Origin of the sequence: Pseudomonas aestiva, from assembly GCF_039908605.1 — a bacterium.
In the GTDB taxonomy this organism is placed as follows: Bacteria; Pseudomonadota; Gammaproteobacteria; order Pseudomonadales; family Pseudomonadaceae; genus Chryseomonas; species Chryseomonas aestiva.
Genome location: NZ_CP150916.1, coordinates 1,741,669 through 1,763,156, shown reverse-complemented (window position 1 = coordinate 1,763,156; position 21,488 = coordinate 1,741,669). Strand labels below are relative to the sequence as shown.

General features: G+C 65.1%; 19 protein-coding genes and 3 tRNA genes. 6 read left to right on the top strand and 16 right to left on the bottom strand.

Going from position 1 to position 21,488, the window contains the following annotated elements; all coding sequences use genetic code 11:
* Positions 1–76 precede the first annotated feature (76 nt).
* Together AABM56_RS08085 and AABM56_RS08080 are read left to right on the top strand one after the other, a co-directional pair.
* A complete protein-coding gene (locus AABM56_RS08085; RefSeq protein ID WP_007159085.1) occupies positions 77–1,408 on the top strand; it encodes a deoxyguanosinetriphosphate triphosphohydrolase in 1,332 nt (443 codons plus the stop codon).
* A gap of 11 nt (positions 1,409–1,419) precedes the next feature.
* Positions 1,420–4,041, top strand: a complete 2,622-nt coding sequence (locus tag AABM56_RS08080) for a ligase-associated DNA damage response DEXH box helicase (RefSeq protein ID WP_133859537.1) — start codon at positions 1,420–1,422, stop codon at positions 4,039–4,041.
* Here the strand turns inward: AABM56_RS08080 and AABM56_RS08075 are convergent.
* Together AABM56_RS08075 and AABM56_RS08070 are read right to left on the bottom strand one after the other, a co-directional pair.
* The gene (locus AABM56_RS08075; RefSeq protein WP_133859538.1) at positions 3,995–4,846 is read right to left on the bottom strand and encodes a S1 RNA-binding domain-containing protein; all 852 of its coding nucleotides are present in this window, start codon (positions 4,844–4,846) and stop codon (positions 3,995–3,997) included. The genes AABM56_RS08080 and AABM56_RS08075 overlap by 47 nt on opposite strands.
* 325 nt (positions 4,847–5,171) lie before the next feature.
* Positions 5,172–5,441, bottom strand: coding sequence for a hypothetical protein (locus tag AABM56_RS08070; protein ID WP_252977097.1), 270 nt, complete (start codon positions 5,439–5,441; stop codon positions 5,172–5,174).
* Positions 5,442–6,137: 696 nt separating this feature from the next.
* Between AABM56_RS08070 and AABM56_RS08065 the strand changes: the two genes are divergently transcribed.
* From AABM56_RS08065 to dacB, 4 genes are all read left to right on the top strand, one after another.
* Entirely contained in the window at positions 6,138–6,347 is a 210-nt protein-coding gene (locus AABM56_RS08065) for a cold-shock protein (protein ID WP_007159089.1), read from the top strand.
* A 106-nt stretch (positions 6,348–6,453) separates the two neighbouring features.
* Positions 6,454–7,110 carry a hypothetical protein gene (locus tag AABM56_RS08060; RefSeq protein WP_133859539.1) on the top strand — a complete coding sequence of 219 codons (657 nt, stop codon included), beginning with the start codon at positions 6,454–6,456 and terminating at the stop codon, positions 7,108–7,110.
* Between the two features lie 26 nt (positions 7,111–7,136).
* A complete protein-coding gene (locus AABM56_RS08055; protein ID WP_017639713.1) occupies positions 7,137–7,286 on the top strand; it encodes a hypothetical protein in 150 nt (49 codons plus the stop codon).
* 169 nt (positions 7,287–7,455) lie between these two features.
* Positions 7,456–8,919, top strand: a complete 1,464-nt coding sequence (dacB, locus tag AABM56_RS08050) for a D-alanyl-D-alanine carboxypeptidase/D-alanyl-D-alanine-endopeptidase (protein ID WP_347884001.1) — start codon at positions 7,456–7,458, stop codon at positions 8,917–8,919.
* 157 nt (positions 8,920–9,076) lie between these two features.
* Here the strand turns inward: dacB and AABM56_RS08045 are convergent, their stop codons facing one another.
* The 14 genes from AABM56_RS08045 to alaS all read right to left on the bottom strand — a co-directional run bounded on the left by AABM56_RS08045 (position 9,077) and on the right by alaS (position 21,407).
* Positions 9,077–9,235 (bottom strand): DUF3309 family protein, encoded by a 159-nt coding sequence (locus AABM56_RS08045; RefSeq protein ID WP_007159093.1) that lies wholly within the window; start codon positions 9,233–9,235, stop codon positions 9,077–9,079.
* Between the two features lie 204 nt (positions 9,236–9,439).
* A complete protein-coding gene (locus AABM56_RS08040; RefSeq protein WP_133859541.1) occupies positions 9,440–11,095 on the bottom strand; it encodes a cation acetate symporter in 1,656 nt (551 codons plus the stop codon).
* On the bottom strand, positions 11,092–11,403 hold the full coding sequence (locus AABM56_RS08035) for a DUF485 domain-containing protein (RefSeq protein WP_133859542.1): 312 nt from the start codon (positions 11,401–11,403) through the stop codon (positions 11,092–11,094). Before AABM56_RS08035 ends, AABM56_RS08040 begins: the two co-directional genes overlap by 4 nt.
* Positions 11,404–11,643: 240 nt before the next feature.
* Positions 11,644–12,546: an HlyD family secretion protein gene (locus AABM56_RS08030; protein ID WP_133859543.1), complete on the bottom strand. Its 903-nt coding sequence runs from the start codon at positions 12,544–12,546 to the stop codon at positions 11,644–11,646.
* 27 nt (positions 12,547–12,573) lie between these two features.
* Positions 12,574–12,777: a DUF1656 domain-containing protein gene (locus AABM56_RS08025; protein ID WP_133859544.1), complete on the bottom strand. Its 204-nt coding sequence runs from the start codon at positions 12,775–12,777 to the stop codon at positions 12,574–12,576.
* Positions 12,764–14,767, bottom strand: coding sequence for an FUSC family protein (locus tag AABM56_RS08020; protein WP_347884000.1), 2,004 nt, complete (start codon positions 14,765–14,767; stop codon positions 12,764–12,766). Before AABM56_RS08020 ends, AABM56_RS08025 begins: the two co-directional genes overlap by 14 nt.
* Before the next feature lie 154 nt (positions 14,768–14,921).
* On the bottom strand, positions 14,922–15,920 hold the full coding sequence (locus AABM56_RS08015) for a tRNA-dihydrouridine synthase (RefSeq protein WP_133859546.1): 999 nt from the start codon (positions 15,918–15,920) through the stop codon (positions 14,922–14,924).
* A 2-nt stretch (positions 15,921–15,922) separates the two neighbouring features.
* Positions 15,923–16,363: a thioesterase family protein gene (locus AABM56_RS08010; RefSeq protein WP_158893939.1), complete on the bottom strand. Its 441-nt coding sequence runs from the start codon at positions 16,361–16,363 to the stop codon at positions 15,923–15,925.
* Between the two features lie 143 nt (positions 16,364–16,506).
* Positions 16,507–16,583, bottom strand: a tRNA-Arg gene (locus tag AABM56_RS08005).
* Positions 16,584–16,643: 60 nt separating this feature from the next.
* Positions 16,644–16,720 (bottom strand) — tRNA-Arg (locus tag AABM56_RS08000).
* Positions 16,721–16,826: 106 nt separating this feature from the next.
* Positions 16,827–16,917, bottom strand: a tRNA-Ser gene (locus tag AABM56_RS07995).
* Between the two features lie 61 nt (positions 16,918–16,978).
* The gene (csrA, locus tag AABM56_RS07990; protein ID WP_007159101.1) at positions 16,979–17,164 is read right to left on the bottom strand and encodes a carbon storage regulator CsrA; all 186 of its coding nucleotides are present in this window, start codon (positions 17,162–17,164) and stop codon (positions 16,979–16,981) included.
* A gap of 156 nt (positions 17,165–17,320) precedes the next feature.
* Complete coding sequence (locus AABM56_RS07985; protein WP_133859548.1) at positions 17,321–18,556, bottom strand: aspartate kinase; 1,236 nt, start codon at positions 18,554–18,556, stop codon at positions 17,321–17,323.
* Between the two features lie 226 nt (positions 18,557–18,782).
* Positions 18,783–21,407, bottom strand: a complete 2,625-nt coding sequence (gene alaS / locus AABM56_RS07980; protein WP_347883999.1) for an alanine--tRNA ligase — start codon at positions 21,405–21,407, stop codon at positions 18,783–18,785.
* Positions 21,408–21,488: the final 81 nt, after the last annotated feature.

Genomic DNA, 21,488 nt, shown 5'->3' with positions numbered 1-21,488 from the left:
TGCCGAGGTCAGAACGCAGAAGCGCCGCACGGCAACCGCCGGCGCCCCCCTTATCGGTGATAGCTCGAGGACGGCCTTGGACTGGCAGACACTTCTTATCCGCGAACGGCTGGGCAAACCCCTGCACAGCCCGGATGAACTGGGGCGCAGCCCCTTTCACAAGGACCACGACCGCATCATCTTTTCCGGTGCCTTCCGCCGGCTGGGGCGCAAGACCCAGGTTCACCCCGTCACCAGCAACGATCACATCCACACCCGCCTGACCCACAGCCTGGAAGTCAGCTGCGTCGGGCGCTCGCTGGGCATGCGCGTGGGCGAAAGCCTGAGGGGGGCGCTGCCCGACTGGTGCGATCCAAGCGATCTCGGCATGGTGGTGCAGTCGGCCTGCCTCGCCCACGACATCGGCAATCCGCCCTTCGGCCATTCCGGCGAAGACGCCATCCGCTACTGGTTCACCCAGGCCGCCGGCCGCGGCTGGCTGGACGACATGAGCGAGGCGGAGCGCCAGGACTTCCTGCATTTCGAAGGCAACGCCCAGGGCTTCCGGGTGCTGACCCAGCTTGAATACCACCAGTTCGACGGCGGCACCCGCCTGACCTACGCCACCCTCGGCACCTATCTCAAGTATCCCTGGACCTCGCGCTATGCTGCGGCGCCCGGGTACAAGAAGCACAAGTTCGGCTGCTACCAGAGCGAGCTGCCGCTGCTGGAGCAGATCGCCGAGAAACTCGAACTGCCGCTGCTGGGCCCGGAGCGCTGGGCACGGCATCCCCTGGTCTACCTCATGGAGGCCGCCGATGACATCTGCTACGGGCTGATCGATCTGGAAGACGGCCTGGAGATGGAGCTGCTGGACTATGCCGAGGTCGAGGCGCTGCTGCTGGGCCTGGTCGGCGACGACCTACCGGAAACCTATCGGCAACTCGGCCCCAAGGATTCGCGGCGGCGCAAGCTGGCCATTCTGCGCGGCAAGGCCATCGAACACCTGACCAACGCCACCGCCCGCGCCTTCGTCGACCAGCAGGATGCCCTGCTCGCCGGCACCCTGGGCGATGACCTGGTCGAACACATGGCCGGCCCGGCCAAGCTCTGCGTGCAGCGCGCCAAGGCGCTGGCCCGGGAAAAGATCTTCCACGACAAGCGCAAAACCCTGCACGAGATCGGCGCCTACACCACCCTGGAGATCCTGCTCAACGCCTTCTGTGGCGCCGCCCTGGAGCAGCACCGCGGGCGCGAGCCGTCGTTCAAGAGCCGCCGCATCCTCGACCTGCTGGGCAACAGCGCGCCCGATCCTTCCTGGACCCTGCACCAGGCCTTCATGCGGGTGATCGATTTCATCGCCGGCATGACCGACAGCTACGCCACCGCCATGGCGGCCGAGATGACCGGGCGTTCGAACCCGGTCTAAGGAGCGCCACGATGGCCACCGTACCCCGCACGCGCAAGGGCCCTGGCAGTCGCTGGCTGGCCGCCCAGGGCTGGAAGGCCTTTCCCTTTCAGCGCGAGGTGGCCAAGGCCATCGCCGCCGGGGAGTCCGGCCTGCTGCACGCCACCACCGGCTCGGGCAAGACCTACGCGGTCTGGCTCGCTGCCCTGGATGCCTTCGTCGCGCCCAGGCCGGTCACCGCCAAGGGCCTGCCCAGCAAGCGCAAACAGGCGCCACCGCCGCTCACCGTGCTCTGGCTGACGCCCATGCGCGCCCTGGCGGCGGACACCCTGCGCGCCCTGGAGCGGCCGGTGCTCGACGAAGAACTGGAGTGGACCCTGGGCCTGCGCACCGGCGATACCGGCAGCAGCGAGCGCGCCCGGCAGAATCGCCGCCTGCCGACGGCCCTGGTCACCACGCCGGAGAGCCTATCGCTGTTGCTCTCCCGCGAGGACGCCCAGGAAGCCCTGGGCCAGGTCCGCCTGGTGGTCATCGACGAATGGCACGAATTGCTCGGCAACAAGCGCGGCACCCAGACGCAACTCGCCCTGGCCCGCCTGCGGCGCTGGAATCCCGGGCTGCAGACCTGGGGCCTGTCGGCCACCCTCGGCAATCAGGCCCATGCGCTGGACGTGCTGCTGGCCGGTGCCCCGGGCCAGCTCGTCCAGGGTCGTCAGGACAAGCGCCTGCAGGTGGACACCCTGCTGCCCGAAGGCGGCGTCGAACGCTTCGCCTGGGCCGGGCACCTGGGCATGCGGCTGCTGCAGCAGGTGATCCGCGAACTGGAAGACAGCCCCACCACCCTGGTCTTCACCAACACCCGCGCCCAGACCGAACTCTGGTACCAGGCCCTGTTGCAGGCGCGCCCGGACTGGGCCGGTCTGATCGCCCTGCACCATGGCTCCATCGAGAAGCAGGCCCGCGAATGGGTGGAGGCCGGTCTCAAGAATGGCCAGCTCAAGGCGGTGATCTGTACCTCCAGCCTCGACCTCGGGGTGGATTTCCTGCCGGTGGAGCGGGTGCTGCAGATCGGCTCGCCCAAGAGCATTGCCCGCCTGCTGCAACGCGCCGGCCGCAGTGGTCACGCCCCGGGCCGGGCCTCGCGGGCGACCCTGGTACCCACCTACAGCCTCGATCTGCTGGATGCGGCGGCCACTCGGCGTGCCATCGCCGCGGGCGAGATCGAGGCGCGCACCGCCCCGGTCAAGCCCCTGGACGTCCTGGTGCAGCATCTGGTGACCGTCGCCCTGGGCGGCGGCTTCGAACCGGACGACCTGCTACCGGAGATCCGCAGCGCCTGGGCCTATCGCCAGCTCAGCGAAGGCGAATGGATCTGGGCGCTGGCCTTCGTTCGCAACGGGGGCGCCTCGCTGTCGGCCTATCCGGACTATCGCCGTGCCGAGCCCGATGCCGAAGGCATCTGGCGGGTGCCTGACAAGCAACTGGCCAAGCGGCATCGGCTGGGCATCGGCACCATCGTCAGCGAGACCAGCCTCAATGTGCAGTTCTGGTCCAAGGGCGGCGGCGGCAATCGCCTGGGCAATATCGAGGAAGGCTTCATCGCCCGGCTGCGGCCCGGCGACCACTTTCTCTTCGCCGGTCGTACCCTGGAACTGGTACGGGTGGAAAACATGACGGTGTACGTGCGCCGTGCCAGCGGGCGCAAGGCCGCCATCCCGCGCTGGAGCGGCAGTCGCATGCCGCTCTCGGACACCCTCGCCCGGCACGTGCTGGCCCTGCTCGAAGATGCCGAGGTCCAGCGTTACGAAAGCCCGGAAATGCGCCTGCTGCAACCGCTGCTGGATATACAGCGGCAGTGGTCGGCGCTGCCCAGCGCCCATTACCTGCTCGCCGAGACCCTGGAATCCCGCGAAGGCTCGCACCTGTTCCTCTATCCCTTCGCCGGCCGCCATGCCCATCTGGGGCTGGCCAGCCTGCTGGCCTGGCGCCTGGCGCAACGGCGCCCCTGCACCTTTTCCATCGCCGTCAACGACTATGGCCTGGAACTGGTCTCGCCGGTCAGCCTGGACTGGCAGGACCTACTTGATGCCAGCCTCTTCACCACCGACAACCTGGTCAGCGACACCCTAGCCAGCCTCAACGCCGCCGAGCTCGCCCAGCGTCGCTTTCGCGAGATCGCCCGCATCTCGGGGCTGATCTTTTCCGGCTATCCGGGGGCGCACAAGAGCAACCGCCAGCTGCAGGCCAGCAGCAGTCTCTTCTACCAGGTCTTTCGCCAGTACGACCCGGACAACCTGCTGCTCGGCCAGGCCCAGACCGAAGTCCTGCGCCAGGAACTCGATGCCGATCGCCTGCAGCAGACCCTGACCCGGACCGGCGCCCTGCCCCTGCGCCTGGTGAACCTGGACCATCCCTCGCCCTTCGCGCTGCCCCTCATGGTCGAGCGCTTGCGCGAGAGTCTGAGTTCGGAAAAGCTGGCCGACCGCATCACCCGCCTGGTCGGCGATCTGGAACGCGAAGCCGGGCCCGACGAGCGAGCACGCGCCTTCGATCCCGAATCCCTGGTGCAACCCAGCCATGACAGCGATCTGACGCCCCGCCGTGGCGCTACTGCGCGGCGTCCTCGCGTACAGAAATCCGGTCGTCCTCGATAACGATCCGGCCCTGGCGATAGAGATGGCCGATGGCCTTCTTGAAATTGCCCTTGCTGACGCCGAACAGCTGGTGGATCAGGGCTGGCGGACTGCTGTCGCTGAGCTCCAGCACCCCGCCGCGCGCCTTGGCCAGGGCGATGATCTGCTCGGCGAGATCGGCGCCCGCCGCGGCTCCCTGGGCCTGCAGGGTCAGGCTGATCTTGCCGTCCGCTCGGATCTCGCGAATGAAGCCGCGCTCGCGCTGACCCAGGCGCAGCGGCTTGAAGGCCTCATTGCGATGCACCAAGCCCCAGTGCTTGTTGTCGACGATCACCTTGTAGCCGAGGTCGGTCTGCTCGACAACCAGCAACGGCACCGGCTGGCCGACCTTGTAGCGCGGCGGGTCGCGGTCCAGATAGCGATCCAGGCGTGCGGTGGCGACGATCCGCCGGGTGCGGGCGTCCAGATGCACATGCACCACGCAATGGTCGCCCACCTGCAGCGGACGCTTCTCTTCCGAATGCGGCAGCAGCAGGTCCTTGGGCAGGCCCCAGTCGAGGAAGATCCCTACCCGGCCGACCTCCACCACCCGCAGACTGGCAAAGCCGCCGACCTGCACCTTCGGCTTCTCGGTGGTGGCGATCAGGCGGTCTTCGCTGTCCAGATAAAGGAAGACGTTGAGCCAGTCGCCTTCGGCGCAGGGTTCGTCACGCGGCGCATAACGACGCGGCAGCAGCACCTCGCCGTCGTTGCCGGCATCCAGGAACAGACCGATGGGGGTGTTGCGCAAAATCTGCAAGCTGTTGAAGCGACCCAGCAAGGCCATGAATGGAGACTCCTGTAGAAAGCGGTCCATTTTACCGCGATCATCAAGGCCTCTGCTCGATCGCTAGCCTGCATCGTCGAAAAGGTCGCTCGGCGGCATGCGCAGCGCTGATGGTGGCAAGGCAGTGCTCGTGTGACGAACCTCGACCTGACCTGACTCCATCCCCGCATAGCTCGGCGCTATGAGTCGCCGAAGACACATCCGTAGGGCCGGAGCATCATGTTATTGGCGGCTGCTCGCGGCTTGGAACCGCAGGCTGAAGGGAAGCAGCCCACGCGCGAGGAGCGCGCCCACTGCTCCAGGTCGAATCCAGTGACCGCCTGACTCAGGCGGTCAGGCAGTCAGCTGCGAGTGGAATCTCTATGAAGAGACCGACCGTATCAGCCTCGACGCGCATTGCCGCCACGACCGTATTCAACAGGAACGGATTGGTAGCCTGCTCGTTGGTCACTATGCGCTGGGTCAGCTTGATCGCCTGGTGGGCGTGGTAAACCGCTATCAGTATCTCGTTGAGGTTCAGGCGACGAAGCTCGACGCGGTATCCGGCGAGGCCATGGCCCAGTGCGCGTCCTGCGCTTTCCAGTCCGTTCTTCACAGTAGATCCTTGGACCCTTGCGGTCCGGGGTAATAATTCGAACGAAATAATAGCACCTAGCCACCACCCGAATTGAGCAGGTCATCACCGTTTCGACACCACTAGCCTATGAGATCCGCCACGCCAGGCTAAGCCCTCGATCGCAACGGCTGGGCATGGCTCAGGCCGGCCACGGAATAGCTCTGCCTGGACGCCAACTGGCGACATCTCGGCGCGAGGACCAGGGTGCCGACCTGCAACGACGTTCAAAGGAGCCTGCAGGGGGCGCATAGGCTCCTGAAAAACCTGCAGAACCATCAGGTGCGCAATACGGCTTGCCGAGCTCGACGTACTGCCCTGCGTCTCGCTCCCCGGTACCCTCCGTTCAGGAAACGATTCAGCACGGATCGCTGCTCGCAGTCGACGGGGCGAGGCCCGGGACAGCGCTCGGCGCTCCCTCCGCCAACAGCCGTTTACCTGCTCCAGCTACCGCTTCGACCATGGTCGGTAAAGTCAACATCGGGCAGCTCAAAGGTCTTGTTTTGCGCAAGCCAGTCTGAGACCATCCATCGCTGTCAGGTGAGGCTGTCTCTACAAAGCGGCTCACCTGTCGAGAACCTGGAGTACATCAGGGCCAGCTTTCGCGGCATGGGTTTCTCCTCGTTTCAAAACTGTCGTCCTTTGGACAACAACGTCATCTTATTCAAGGAGAAATCCATGTCTACTCGCCAAACTGGCACCGTCAAGTGGTTCAACGACGAGAAAGGCTTCGGCTTCATCACCCCCCAGAGCGGTCCGGACGTGTTCGTTCACTACCGTTCCATTCAGGGTAACGGCTTCAAGAGCCTGCAAGAAGGCCAGGCTGTTTCCTTCCTGGTCGTGCAAGGCCAGAAAGGCCTGCAGGCCGATGAGGTGCAGGTGATCTAATCACCCGCCTTCTCGAAAAAGCCCAACCCCCGGTTGGGCTTTTTTTTGCCCGAACGTTGGCCCCTGCCAGCTTTCGCTATCGCCACCTAGGGATGAGGTGCGTTTCATGAAGACTCTCGCTGCCCTGCTCTGCCTGCTTCTGCTCGCCGGTTGCGCCGCCTTTCCCGGTGATGAACTCTCTTCCCAGCCATTCCGCACGTCCCTGAGCGCGCCACCACAGCGGCCCAATGTGCTGGTGGAATTCAATTTCTATCGTGGCACTGTCGAGGACGCCAAGGACGCGACGTCGATCGCCGTCGCCCGTGAAGGCCTGAAGCCCCGGCTGCGCGAGATCCTGGCAGGCTCCGGGCTGTTCGACCGCATCACCCTGGTGCCGGAACTCGGCAGACCCGACGACGCCCTGCTGCGCCTCAAGCTCTACAACAGCACCTCCTACGCCGCCGCCATCGCCAGTGGCCTGATCACCGGCGCCACCTTCTTTCTCGTCCCGGGAACCGCCAAGGACGACTATGTGCTGACCGCCGAATGGATCGCGCCGGGAAGCGGACCCTCCACCCGCGTGCGCAACGCCAGCTCGGTGCGCACCTGGATGGGGGTGTGGTTCCTGCCCCTAGCCGCCAGCCATCAGGCCGGGACCGCCATCGAGGAATCCTTCGCCCGCCAGGTCAACGAAGCCTTGCGCCAGCTGCAGAGCGCAGGCGTGTTCGCTGACCACTCCTCGCCCCAGGGGAACGGCGAAACGCCTGCGCCGGTCACACCTTGACCGGCAATCACGTAGACGAGGATCCCATGGCCGAAGAAAAGCGCAAAGCCGACGAACGCGAACTGCCCAAGGACGAAAAGCCCCTGCGCACCGAGCACGCCAAAACCGACGACGGGCGCGATCCGCCTTCGCCCAACAGTCCGGACCGTACCAAGGACGCCACCGGCTACAACTGATCCCGCCCTTTCCGGAAACGACCGCCGCGGCGGTCGTTTCTTTATCCGCGCCCTGCCCCCTTGGGGTTGGCTCGCCCCTCCCTCCTTACTGCATAATGCCCACACTCCGACGTCTATCGGCCCCTTTTCTCTTCAACTAGGCCGATACCCTGCCAAGGTGTGTGTCCCGATGCGAAAGACCTTCCGATCTCTGGGCCTGCTGCTGAGCTGCTGCGCCCTGGGCTTTTCCCTGCCCGTCAATGCCGATACCTCCTACCTGCCGCCGCGAATCGAAAAGGCGATGCAGACCAACAAGATTCCCGGCAGCGACCTGTCGCTGGTGATGCTGCCCCTCGATGGCCCGGGCGAGAACGACTACTACAATGCCGACGTCTCGGTGAATCCGGCTTCGACCATGAAGCTGATCACCACCTTTGCCGCCATGGAACTGCTGGGTCCCACCTATCAGTGGAAGACCGAGTTCTATACCGACGGCACGCTCAAGGACGGCATCCTCAACGGCAATCTCTACCTCAAGGGTGGCGGCGATCCCAAGCTGAACATGGAGCGGCTGTGGCTGCTCATGCGTGATCTGCGCGCCAATGGCGTGCTGGAAGTCACCGGTGACCTGGTGCTGGATCGGGGGCGCTTCGTGAAACCCAATCTGCCGGCCTTCAACGACGATGGCGAAGACGAGAACAAGACCTTCCTGGTCGGTCCGGACTCGCTGCTGGTCAATCTCAAGTCGGTGCGCATGGTGGTCCGCTCGGCCGATGGCCGGGTCAGCGTCTCCATGGATCCGCCGCTGACCAACGTCAACATCGACAACCAGATGCGCGCCACCGGCAAGAGCGGTTGCCCGGCCTGGCCCGAGGTGCGCTTCAATCCGGTGCCCCAGGCCGATGGCAGTACCAGCCTCATCGTCAGCGGCCAGTTGCCGGACGGCTGCAACGCCCAGAGCTATCTGTCGCTGCTCGATCACCCGGCCTATACCGCCGGCGCGGTGCGGGCCATCTGGCAGGAACTGGGTGGCAGCATCAAGGGCCGTACCCGCGAGGGCAGCGTGCCGCGCAATGCCGAGCTCCTCGCCCGGGCCTTCTCGCCCGATGTGGTGGAGATCATTCGCGACATCAACAAGTACAGCAACAACACCATGGCCCAGCAGCTGTTCCTCTCCATCGGGGCGCAATTCCGCACCTCGGCGGATGCCGACGACAGCAAGGCGGCACTGCGGGTCATCCGCTCGTGGCTGGCGCGCAAGGGCATCAATGCCAGTCACCTGATCATGGAGAACGGCTCCGGCCTGTCCCGGACCGAGCGGGTCAGTGCCCGGGAGATGGCGGAGATCCTGCGCGCCGCCTGGCAGAGTCCCTACGGCCCGGAGTTCATCTCTTCACTGCCGCTGGCCGGCATGGACGGCACCCTGCGCAAGCGCATGAAGAACTCGCCGCTGACCGGCCAGGCCCACATGAAGACCGGCACCCTGAACAATGTACGGGCCCTGGCGGGCTTCGTCCGGGACGCCAACGCGCGCAACTGGGTGGTGGTCGCCATCCTCAACAGCAGCCGCCCCTGGGGGGCTTCGTCGATCCTGGACGAGGTGGTGCTGGACCTCTATCAGCGCAGCCGCCAGGACGGCGCGGTCGCCAACTGACGCGCAAAACAAAACCGGCGTCTGCTCACGCAGACGCCGGTTTTGTTTACCACACTCGGCAAGGCAGGCCGGAAAGCCGACGTTACCGCGCTGCACCGCATTGGGCAAGAACTTTGTCCCACGCACCCTTGTGGGGCATTTTCAGGCCTTTGACAGGCTAGATCATGCCGAGCAAGAGCAGTACCAGCAGGACGACCAGGATGGCGCCCACGATACCGGACGGGCCATAGCCCCAGCTGCGCGAATGCGGGAATACCGGAAGTCCGCCGATGAGCAGGACCAGCAGCACCAGAACCAGGATGGTCGAGAGAGTCATCTGCCATTCTCCATGAAGGCCAGGGGTCGACCGTCGCCGTAACAGCTTGATACGGTGCAACGGGCCTATTCCATGGACCCGCGCCAGCGACGGAAAATCCCGACGTCGTCAGCTAACCCTGGCTACCCATGCCAAGTCGGCGTTTTCACGCCCAAAAGAAAGCCCGGATCAGGGATCCGGGCTTGGTCTTGTCGCAGATATCTATCAGTGCGAGACGGCGCCGCTGGCACCCAGACCGGTCTGGGATCTGACGAACTGCGGATAGAAGCGCGCGCGCTCTTCTTCGCCAGCCGCCGACTTGTCGGTGATGGAGAAGAACCAGATACCGATGAAGGCCACGGCGATGGAGAACAGCGCCGGGTATTCATAGGGGTAGATCGGCTTGGCATGACCGAGGATGGTCACCCAGATGGTCGGGCCGAGCACCATCAGGGCCACTGCGGTGATCAGGCCGAGCCAGCCACCGATCATGGCGCCACGAGTGGTCAGCCGCTTCCAGTACATCGAAAGCAGCAGGATGGGGAAGTTGCAGCTGGCGGCGATGGAGAACGCCAGGCCCACCATGAAGGCGATGTTCTGCTTCTCGAAGAGGATGCCCAGGGCGATGGCGACGACGCCCAGCGCCACGGTGGTCATCTTGGAGACGCGGATCTCGTCCTTCTCGTTGGCCTTGCCCTGCTTGATCACACTGGCGTAGAGGTCATGGGAGACCGCCGAAGCACCGGCCAGGGTCAGACCGGCGACCACCGCCAGGATGGTGGCAAAGGCCACCGCCGAGATGAAGCCCAGGAAGATGCTGCCACCCACGGCGTTGGCCAGGTGCACCGCGGCCATGTTGTTGCCACCCAGCAGGGCGCCGGCGGCGTCCTTGAAGGCCGGGTTGGTGCTGACCAGCAGGATGGCGCCAAAGCCGATGATGAAGGTCAGGATGTAGAAATAGCCGATGAAGCCGGTGGCGTAGAACACGCTCTTGCGGGCTTCCTTGGCGTCACTGACGGTGAAGAAGCGCATCAGGATGTGCGGCAGGCCGGCGGTGCCGAACATCAGCGCCAGACCCAGGGAGAAGGCCGAGATCGGATCCTTCACCAGACCGCCGGGACTCATGATGGCCTCGCCCTTCGGATGCACGGCGATGGCTTCGGCGAACAGGCGGTTGAAGTCGAAGCCGACGTGCTTCATCACCATGAAGGCCATGAAACTGGCACCGGACAGCAGCAGCACCGCCTTGATGATCTGTACCCAGGTGGTGGCCAGCATGCCGCCGAAGAGCACATAGAGCACCATGAGGATACCCACCAGCACCACGGCGATGCTGTAGTCCAGGCCGAACAGCAGCTGGATCAGCTTGCCGGCACCGACCATCTGGGCGATCAGGTAGAGGGCGACCACCACCAGCGACCCGCAGGCGGACAGGGTACGGATGTCCTTCTGCTTGAGGCGATAGGAGGCCACGTCGGCGAAGGTGTACTTGCCCAGGTTGCGCAGGCGCTCGGCGATCAGGAACAGGATGATCGGCCAGCCCACCAGGAAGCCGATGGAGTAGATCAGGCCGTCGTAGCCGGAGGTGAACACCAGGGCGGAAATGCCCAGGAAGGAGGCGGCCGACATGTAGTCACCGGCGATCGCCAGGCCGTTCTGGAAACCGGTGATGCGTCCGCCGGCGGCGTAGTAGTCCGCTGCGGAGCGATTGCGTTTCGAGGCCCAGTAGGTGATGCCCAGCGTGGCCCCGACGAAGGCCACGAACATCAGGATGGCGGAGACGTTCAGGGGTTGGCGCTGGACCGCGCCGCTGATGGCATCGGCGGCCCAGAGCGAAGGCGATAGGGCCAGCAGCGCGGCGGTCAGGGAAAGACGTCTCATGGCTGCACCTCCCGGAGGATTTCCGCGTTGAGCCGATCGAATTCGCCATTGGCCCGGCGTACATAGATACCGGTCAGGACGAACGCCGAAAGGATCAGACCGACGCCCAGGGGAATGCCCCAGGTCATGGCGGTCTCCGCATGGATACGGGTGCCGAGGACCTTGGGGGCGAAGGCGATCAGGAGGATGAAGGCGGAATAGAGTCCGAGCATGATGGCCGAAAGCGTCCAGGCGAATCGCCCGCGTTTCGCCACCAGTTCCTGGAAACGCGGACTGGCTTCAATCCGCCGGTAGGTGCTGTCATTCATTATTGTTGTTCCTTACAGCATGACGGGAGCGTCGAGCTCTACTCTAGGCCCGCCCGGTAAGGCTTCCAGACGACTTTAGTCGTACTGAAAAGTACCTGCGCTCGGCCATGCTGCGTTGGAAATTCGCCCGGAATGCTCATTTACCGCTCGTAAACTCGAGCGCGAGCCCGGTCCGCTTCCTCGCGAATTTCCGCCTTGCCTGGCCTTCGCTCGGCGACTTTTCAGCCAAATTCAAGGCTTTCAGTAATCCCAGAGCCGACGCCAGCCCTGCAGCGGGTGGTGACCCTCGCCATCGAGCACTGAAACGCTCGCTGTCATCCCCGCACTGAGGTGGATATCCGCCGGTACGTCGAGCAGTTCGATGCGCACCGGAATGCGCTGTGCCAGGCGTACCCAGTTGAAGGTCGGCTCGACAGTGGCCAGCAACTGGGCGTCGTTGGCCGCATTGCGATCGGTGATGCCGCTGCTGATGCTCGCCACCCGTCCCTGCAGCGGCGCTGCCTGATTCATCAGGCGCACCCGTACCGCGGCGCCAGGATGGATATGGGGGATCTTGGTTTCCTCGAAATAGGCCATGACGTAGAAGGAACGGGTATCCACCAGCGCCATCACCGCCTGGCCGGTCTGCACATAGTTGCCCTCGGCGAATCTGAGGTTGGTGATCCGCCCCTCCCGCGGCGCCAGCACCCGGCTACGATCCAGGTTGATCTGGGCCAGGTTCACGTCGCTCAGGGCTTCCTGGTACTGGCTGCGGGCGACGGCGACATTGACCTGTGCGGTCTCGCGGTCCTCCGCGCTGATGGCACTGGTACCCAGGCGTTGGCGCCGGGCCGCCTCGCTTTCGCGCAGACGCAGTTGCTGCTGGCGCGTATCGGCCACCGCCTTGGCATGGTCGAGATTGGCTTGATAGCGCTGCTGGTCGATCTGCAGGAGCAGATCGCCGCGCTTTACCAGCTGGTTGTCCACCACTGCCAGGCGGGTCACCCAGCCCGACACGTCGGGCGCCACCACCACCACGTCCGCCCGTACCCGCGCATCGCGGGTCCAGGGGGTGTAGAGATAGAAATGCCACAGCCAGGTACCGGCCAGGATGGCGAGCAGTACCACGCTCAGGGTTATCGCCACACGCAGGGTCTTGTGCATCGCCTTGGGGATCCTCTTGTCAGGGGCTCAGGTGGCCAGGACAGCGACGAGGCCGGCCAGCCAGAGCACGAACAGCGCACAGCCGAACAGGGCGCTGTGCCACAGATGGCGGCCGAGGCCGCTGCGCTGCAGCAGCCACAGCGACAGCGCCGTCAGCAGCAGCGCCAGAACGCCATAGATGAACAGCGGCCCCAGATAGACCCCGCCGATGGCCCATTCATGCAGATTCATCCGCGCCCTCCTCCGCTACCGCTTTCAGACAACAGCCACGCCAGGTCTGCTGGAGCTGGCCGATGGCGCCGCGCGCCAGGCGATGCGGTTCATCGTCAGGGGCCTGGCCCAGCGCCCGGCGCAGACGCTCCGCCGCCGTATCCAGCGCGTCCGGCCGCAGGTCATCGAAGCCGAGCGCCAGTTGCTCGGCGAAGCGCCCGAGAAAGGCATGCCGCGCCCGTGCCACTTCGCCCTGGGCACCTGCCAGGCAGGCGCGCAGGTGCAGCAGTTCATTGCCCAGATCAAGCGCCAGCAGGCCCCGCTCCCAACGGCCGCGTTCGCTGGCCGACAACTGCTCGATATGCCGCGCCAGCAGCAGCAGGCGATCCGCCATCCGCCCGCCGAACCAGGTCTCGGCATTGGCCAGGGGGACCGTGGTCAGCCGCTGCAGGTCGTAGGTGGTGGCTTCCAAGATGCGGCGACTGGTGCGCCGCGGCGTGCGCAGACTGATCAGGCGGAACATGAGCACGGCCGAACCGACGCCGATCAGCAGACTCTGCAGCTGGTTGAGCAAGGCGCCCATCTCCACCTGGCCGTGGTTGTTGGGCGAGACCAGCACCAGCAGATGGATGGCGAAGGCCGTCGCTGTCCCCACCACGCTGGGAGGCCCGGCCATCCCCAGGGCGGCCAAGAACAGCGGCACCCCCAGCACCAGGCACAGCAGCGGATAGCCGCTGATCTGCGGCAGCAGCACCTGGCTGATCAGGATGGCGACCGGCGCCGCATAGAGAATGCCCCGCAGGAAACCGAGGCCGATGGCGGCGGCGTTGTCGCGATTGGCGAACAGGCTGCAGATGACGCCGGCCATCAGCATGGCGCCTGGCGCTGACGGCCAGGCACTGGCCAGCCAGAACACCCCCACGGCCAGCAACGCACAGGCGCTGCGCAGGCCATAGAGCAGCGCCGTCTGGACATCGCGATGGCGCGCCAGCGCCGAGGGCGCTACGGCGCTGAGCTGGGCCGTATGGACGCTGTCCAGGGCGCGACCGGCCAGCAGGATCTTGTCCAGCAGGATGGCGAAACGGGCCAGCAGGTAGCGCTGATCGTTGTCCAGTTGCGGCGAGGTGCCGGCAGCCTCTCGCAGACGCTGCAGGAGGGCTTCCAGGGCCGGAGCCTGGGGGTCGGCCAGGGTCGTGAGCAGTTCGTCGCGCCAGGGCTGCAGGACGGCCCTCCGCGGCTCGTCCAGACCACGCCACTGGCGCATGGCACCGCGAGCGGTCCGCAACAGGCTGAGCAGGTCCCGCGACAGCAGCCGCAACGCCCTGGCGCGCTGCCGGCCGCGCTGGCCTTCGAACCAGGCGTGATCGCGCTGGGCATCCACCGCCACCACCTGACCGAGCATGGCCAGCAGTCCCCGGGTGGCATCCTGGGCCTCGGCCAGCTCCGCCCGGGCGGCAGCCACGCCCTGCTCCCAGGTGCGGCGTGCCTGGACGGCCAGATTCTGCTCCACCCGTTGCGGCCAGAACAGCGCACTCACCGCCGAGGCCACGACGATACCCAGGCAGATCTCGGTACAGCGGGCCACCGCCTGGTCGAACACCGTCAGCGGATGGGCGATGGCGGGCAGGCCGATGATGGCGACCGTATAGCCGGCCAGCACGAAGCCATAGGCGACGTGATTGCGCAGCAGCGTCGAGGCCGCCGTGCACAGCGCCATCCAGCCGGCCAGCGCGAGCAGGAACAGCCAGGGCGTCTGGGCGAAGAAGCCCATCAGCACCACCGCCATGCAGGTGCCGACGAGGGTACCGAGCAGGCGGAACAATCCCTTGGCCAGCACCATGCCGGACAGCGGCTGGGAGACGATCATCACCGTCATGCAGGCCCAGACCGGTTGTTCGAGACTGAAGCGAAAGGCCAGCCAGAGCGCCAGTCCGGCGGCGAACAAGGTCTTGCCGGCAAAGAGGAGCGCCGTCGGCGTGGGAGCGAGAAAGACCGTCCAGGGTAGACGCACGTCGACTCTTGGATTGCGGGGGGATGCAGCATAGGCCGCGCGGTCCAGGCGAAGTTCCAGCGGTTATGCCGGACGAAAAAAAGGCGACCCGGGGTCGCCTGAAGTGCCTTGCGTGCTCGAGCGACGACGCTCCGTCGTCACCACTCCCTGCAGACTAGCCGAGTTGCAGGCGCCGTTCTTGATCGAGATCAAGGTTTACCGGGTTTTGTCCGGTCATGCCGAGCAGGCGGTCGATCAGGGCGCAATCGGATTCGCGCCGCACCTGGGCGAACAGGGCCGCAGCCTCGGGATAGCTGCGCGTCAGCATGCCAAGCCACTGCTTGAGGCGTCCCGGGGCATAGCGCGGTGCCAGCTTGCGTTGCGCCATGCTCCAGAAGCGCTGCACCCGCGGCAGGATCTCGGCCCAGCTCTGCGGGACGGCCTCTTCTCCGCGTACGGCAGCGGCGATCTGCAGCGCCAGGTCCGGTCGCGAGACCAGACCGCGTCCCAGCATCACCGAGGCCTGGCCGCTGACGCTGCGACAGCGCCAGTAGTCGTCCAGGGTCCAGATCTCGCCATTGGCCAACACCGGCACGGACACCCGGTCAGCCACTCGCGCCACCCACTCCCAGTGCGCCGGCGGACGATAACCCTCGACCTTGGTCCGCGCATGGACCACCAGTTGCGCCGCGCCACCCTCCGCCAGCGCCTCGGCGCAGGCCAGGGCACCGTTCGGGCTGTCATAGCCCAGGCGCATCTTGGCGGTGACCGGAATGTGCGCCGGAACGGCCTGGCGCACGCTCTCGACAATGCGGTTGAGCAGCTCCGGCTCCTTGAGCAGCACCGCTCCGCCGCGGGACTTGTTGACGGTCTTGGCCGGGCAGCCGAAGTTGAGATCGATCACCGGCGCGCCCAGGGTGCAGGCAAAGGCCGCGTTGTCCGCCAGGCAGGCAGGATCCGAGCCCAGCAGTTGCACCCGCATCGGCGTACCGGATGGCGTGCGCGCGCCCTCCTCCAGCTCCGGTGCCAGCTTGGCGAAGGCCGCCGCCGGCAGCAGCCGATCGCAGACGCGGATGAATTCGCTCACGCACCAGTCGAGTCCACCCACCTCGGTCAGCAGTTCGCGCAGGATGTCGTCGACGAGACCCTCCATGGGCGCCAGGGCGATCTCCATGCTCAGAGGTCCTCGCCGGGGAGCGCCTGGCCATAGCCAACCAGGAATTCGGGTGGCATGCGCCTGGGTTTGCCGGAGGACAGCTCGATGCAGACGAAGGTCGTCCGGGCGCGCAGCAGGGTCACGCCATCGGCGGGGCGCTGCAGCTGGAATTGCCGGGTCATGCGCAGGCGTCGATCCCAGTCCACCAGCCAGGTGCCCAGCACCAGCTCATCATCCTGGTAGCCACTGCTGAGGTAGTCGATCTCGTGGCGCACCACGGCCATGGCGCGATCCAGGCGCTGGAAGGTGGCCAGATCCAGACCCAGGGCCGCCGAGTGCTGCCAGGCGCACTGTTCGAGCCAGCTGACGTAGACGGCGTTGTTGGCATGGCCCAGGCCGTCGATGTGCTCGGCGCCGATGCGCAGCGGCAGGAGATGGGGAGTCGGTCTGTCCCACTGCATGAAGAGACCCTCTCGCGGGGCAAGGTCGAAAGACGGGAAGCCGGACCGGATACGAAACCGGTCAGGTCATCGGTCGCGGATACTGGCACGAATCCACGGACAATAAAAAAGGGCCTGCATCGCTGCAGGCCCTTCTTCATGTTTGGCGCACTCGGGAGGATTCGAACCTCCGACCGCTCGGTTCGTAGCCGAGTACTCTATCCAGCTGAGCTACGAGTGCGTTTCGGTGAGTTTAACCAGAACACCGCTGGTACTGCTGAAGCCAGAGGCTTCGTCGATTTGGCGCACTCGGGAGGATTCGAACCTCCGACCGCTCGGTTCGTAGCCGAGTACTCTATCCAGCTGAGCTACGAGTGCGTTGAAGCTGCGTATTCTAGCTTCCGCTTCTGACGTGTCAAGCAAATTTGCTTGTTTATCAGGTACTTACCAATCGGTCAGTACAGCGGAGCCAGTTTGAAGCAAATGGCGGTGAGGGAGGGATTCGAACCCTCGACACCCTTTTGAGGTGTACTCCCTTAGCAGGGGAGCGCCTTCGGCCACTCGGCCACCTCACCGCAACGGGGCGAAACTATATCGAAGGTTTGCCCGTTTGCAAAGAGAAAAATTCAAAAAAAATCAGTGGTTTGGTTCTTGGTCCTTTTCCTTCTGGATGCGCTGATAGATTTCCTCGCGATGAACCGCGACTTCCTTGGGTGCATTGACGCCGATGCGGACCTGGTTGCCCTTGACTCCCAGTACCGTCACGGTGACTTCATCACCCACCATCAGGGTCTCACCAACCCGACGAGTCAAAATAAGCATTCCATTCTCCTTAAGCTTTTAACTCAGTCTGCACGTATGAACCGAAACGATCCCTGAATGGACCTTCTAGTCGCTATTGACCTCTGTCCATGCAAGTAAAGTTCCGTAGAACCCGCGTCAGATGAGGTCCCTGTGGCAGGGACCTCATCTGACCGGTCACTCGGCGCCGCGTGCGGGGGCGTCGAGCTCGAAAGCGGTATGCAGGGCACGGACGGCCAGTTCGAGGTATTTCTCCTCGATGACCACCGACACCTTGATCTCGGAGGTGGAGATCATCTGGATGTTGATGCTCTCCTTGGCGAGGGCTTCGAACATCTGGCTGGCCACACCGGCATGGGATCTCATGCCCACGCCGACGATGGAGACCTTGGCGATCTTGGTGTCGCCGACGGACTCCCGGGCACCGATCTCGACGCCGGTGCGCTTGAGGATCTCCAGGGCCGCCTGGTAGTCGTTGCGGTGCACGGTGAAGGTGAAGTCAGTGGTGTTATCGTGCGCGACGTTCTGCACGATCATGTCGACTTCGATGTTGGCCGCGCTGATCGGGCCGAGGATCTTGAAGGCCACGCCGGGGGTATCCGGCACACCGCGAATGGTCAGCTTGGCTTCGTCACGGTTGAAGGCGATGCCGGAGATGATCGGCTGTTCCATGGATTCCTCTTCATCAAGGGTAATGAGGGTGCCCGGACCCTCCTGAAAGCTGTGCAGCACGCGCAGCGGCACGTTGTACTTGCCGGCGAATTCCACCGAGCGGATCTGCAGCACCTTGGAGCCGAGGCTGGCCATTTCCAGCATTTCCTCGAAGGTGATCTTGTCCAGGCGCTGGGCCTGGGGCACCACGCGCGGATCGGTGGTGTAGACGCCGTCGACGTCGGTGTAGATCTGGCACTCGTCGGCCTTCAGCGCGGCCGCCAGGGCCACGCCGGTGGTGTCGGAGCCACCACGGCCCAGGGTGGTGATGTTGCCCTGCTCGTCGACGCCCTGGAAGCCGGCCACGACCACGACCTTGCGCGCCTTGAGGTCGGCGCGGATGCGGGCGTCGTCGATCTGCTGGATGCGTGCCTTGGTGTGCGCGCTGTCGGTGAGGATGCGCACCTGGCTGCCCGTGTAGGAAACCGCCTGGACGCCGCGCTTGAGCAGCGCCATGGTCAGCAGGCCGATGGTGACCTGCTCGCCGGTGGAAACCATGACATCCAGCTCGCGCGGATCGGGTTGCTCCATGATTTGCTTGGCGAGGCCGATCAGGCGATTGGTCTCGCCGCTCATGGCCGACACCACCACTACGATCTGGTCGCCCGCCTCATGGAAGCGTTTCACCTTGTCGGCGACCTGCTCGATACGCTCCACCGTACCCACCGAGGTACCGCCGAATTTCTGTACGATCAATGCCATTGCTTGCTGCCCGTCCGCAGAAAAATCTGATTCAAGTTGTTGAGGGAGGAAGCGGACCGCCCTCCCCGGCGACCCGAGCCCGTTCATAATCTGCTGCGCGTCGGCCAAACGACGTTGGAATTGCTTTCGGAATGCTCATTTACCATTCGTAAACTCGAACGCGAGTCCGATCCGCTTCCTCAAGCACTTCCGCCTTGTTTGGCTCCAGCTCGCGAGATCATGGCTCCTATAGGCTTTCCTCGGCGTACTGGCCGGCACAGGCCAGGGCCGCTTCGAGCTGGCTGGCATCGGTGCCGCCGCCCTGGGCCATGTCCGGACGACCGCCGCCCTTGCCACCGACCACGGCCGCGGCGCGCTTCATCAGCTCGCCGGCCTTGAGCCTGGCGGTCAGGTCGGCGGTGACGCCGGCCACCAGCACCACCTTGCCGTCGGCTTCGCCACCCAGCAGGATCATGCCGCTGCCGAGCTTGTTCTTGAGCTGGTCGACCAGCGCCAGCAGCGCCTTGCCGTCGAGACCGTCGAGGCGCGCGGTGAGCACCTTGGCGCCCTTGACGTCCTGCGCCTGGTCCAGCAGGTCACCGGCCGAGGCACTGGCGGCCTTGGCCTTGAGCTGCTCGATTTCCTTTTCCAGCTGACGATTGCGCTCGACCAGCGCGGCCAGCTTGTCCAGCACGTTGTCGCGACTGCCCTTGAGCAGGCTGGCAGCTTCGCGCAGCTGCTCCTCGGCGCCGTTGAGGTAGGCCAGGGCCGCGGTGCCGGTGATGGCTTCCACGCGGCGCACGCCGGAGGCCACGCCGCCTTCGCTGACCAGCTTGAGCAGGCCGATGTCGCCGGTCTGGGCCACATGGGTGCCGCCGCACAGCTCGACGGAGAATTCACCACCCATGCCGACCACGCGCACCACGTCGCCGTACTTCTCGCCGAACAGCGCCATGGCGCCGCGGGCCTTGGCTTCGTCGATGGACATGACCTCGGTGGTCACCGCGCTGTTCTTGCGGATCTCTTCGTTGACGATGGTCTCGATGCGCTTGAGCTCCTCGGGCTTGATGGCCTCGAAGTGGCTGAAGTCGAATCTCAGGCGCTGGTCGTTGACCAGGGAGCCCTTCTGGTGGACGTGATCGCCCAGCACCTGGCGCAGCGCAGCGTGCAGCAGGTGGGTACCGGAGTGGTTCAGGGCGATGCCCTGGCGACGGCTGGCGTCGACCTGGGCCATGAGCGCGGTGCCGACGTTGAGGCTGCCCCTGGTCACCACGCCATGGTGCAGGAAGGCACCCTGGGTCTTGGTGGTGTCGCGCACGGCAAAGCTGACGCCGGCGCTTTCCAGGGTACCGGTATCACCGACCTGGCCACCGGATTCACCGTAGAACGGCGTCTGGTCGAGGATGACCACGCCCTCCTCGCCTTCGGCCAGGCTGTCCACCGGCTGACCGGCACGGTACAGGGCGACGATGGTGCCCGAGGCGCTGGTGGTGTCGTAGCCGAGGAAGCGGGTTTCGCCCTCGACCTTGACCAGGCTGTTGTAATCCACGCCAAAGGCACTGGCGGAACGGGCGCGCTCGCGCTGGGCTTCCATCTCGCGCTCGAAACCGGCCTCGTCGAGGTTGAGGTTGCGCTCGCGGGCGATGTCGTTGGTCAGGTCGACCGGGAAGCCGTAGGTGTCATAGAGCTTGAACACCACGTCACCGGGGATGGTGTCGCCCTGCAGTTGTGCCAGATCCTGCTCGAGGATCTTCAGACCCTGCTCCAGGGTCTTGGCGAACTGCTCTTCCTCGGTGCGCAGCACGCGCTCGATGTGCGCCTGCTGCTGGACCAGCTCGGGATAGGCCTGGCCCATCTCGGCCACCAGGGCGGCGACGATCCTGTGGAAGAAGGTGCCCTTGGCGCCCAGCTTGTTGCCATGACGGCAGGCGCGGCGAATGATGCGCCGCAGCACGTAGCCGCGGCCTTCATTGGACGGCAGCACGCCGTCGGCGATCAGGAAGCTGCAGGAGCGGATGTGGTCGGCCACCACCTTGAGCGACGGGGCGTCGTCATTGGCGCAGCCGATGGCCTCGGCCGAGGCCGCCAGCAGTTGCTGGAACAGGTCGATCTCGTAGTTCGAATGCACGTGCTGCAGCACCGCGCTGACCCGCTCCAGGCCCATGCCGGTGTCGACGCTGGGCGCCGGCAGCGGATGCAGGACGCCATCGGCGGTGCGGTTGAACTGCATGAAGACGTTGTTCCAGATTTCGATGTAGCGATCGCCGTCTTCTTCCGGCGAGCCGGGCGGGCCGCCCCAGATCTCGGCACCGTGGTCGAAGAAGATCTCGGTGCAGGGACCGCAGGGACCGGTGTCGCCCATGGTCCAGAAGTTGTCCGAGGCATAGGGCGCGCCCTTGTTGTCGCCGATGCGCACCATCTGCGCCTCGGGCACTCCGACTTCCTTGGTCCAGATGTCGTAGGCCTCGTCATCGGTGGCATAGACGGTGACCCAGAGCTTTTCCCGGGGCAGACCCAGCCACTGGGGCGAGGTGAGGAATTCCCAGGCGAAGGTGATGGCGTCGCGCTTGAAGTAGTCGCCGAAGCTGAAGTTGCCCAGCATCTCGAAGAAGGTGTGGTGACGCGCCGTGTAGCCGACGTTCTCCAGGTCGTTGTGCTTGCCGCCCGCGCGCACGCACTTCTGGCTGGTGGCGGCGCGGGTGTAGCTGCGCTTTTCCATGCCGAGGAAGCAGTCCTTGAACTGGTTCATCCCGGCGTTGGTGAACAGCAGGGTCGGATCGTTCGCGGGGATCAGCGAACTGGAGGCGACCCGGGTGTGCCCCTTCTCTTCGAAGAAGCGGAGGAAGGCTTCACGGATTTCGGCGCTTTTCATATTCATTCCAGACAATGGGCTTTTCGACGCGCGTGACGGGCATCCGACTGGATCGCAGACGAGACGAACGGAGCGGGCGCC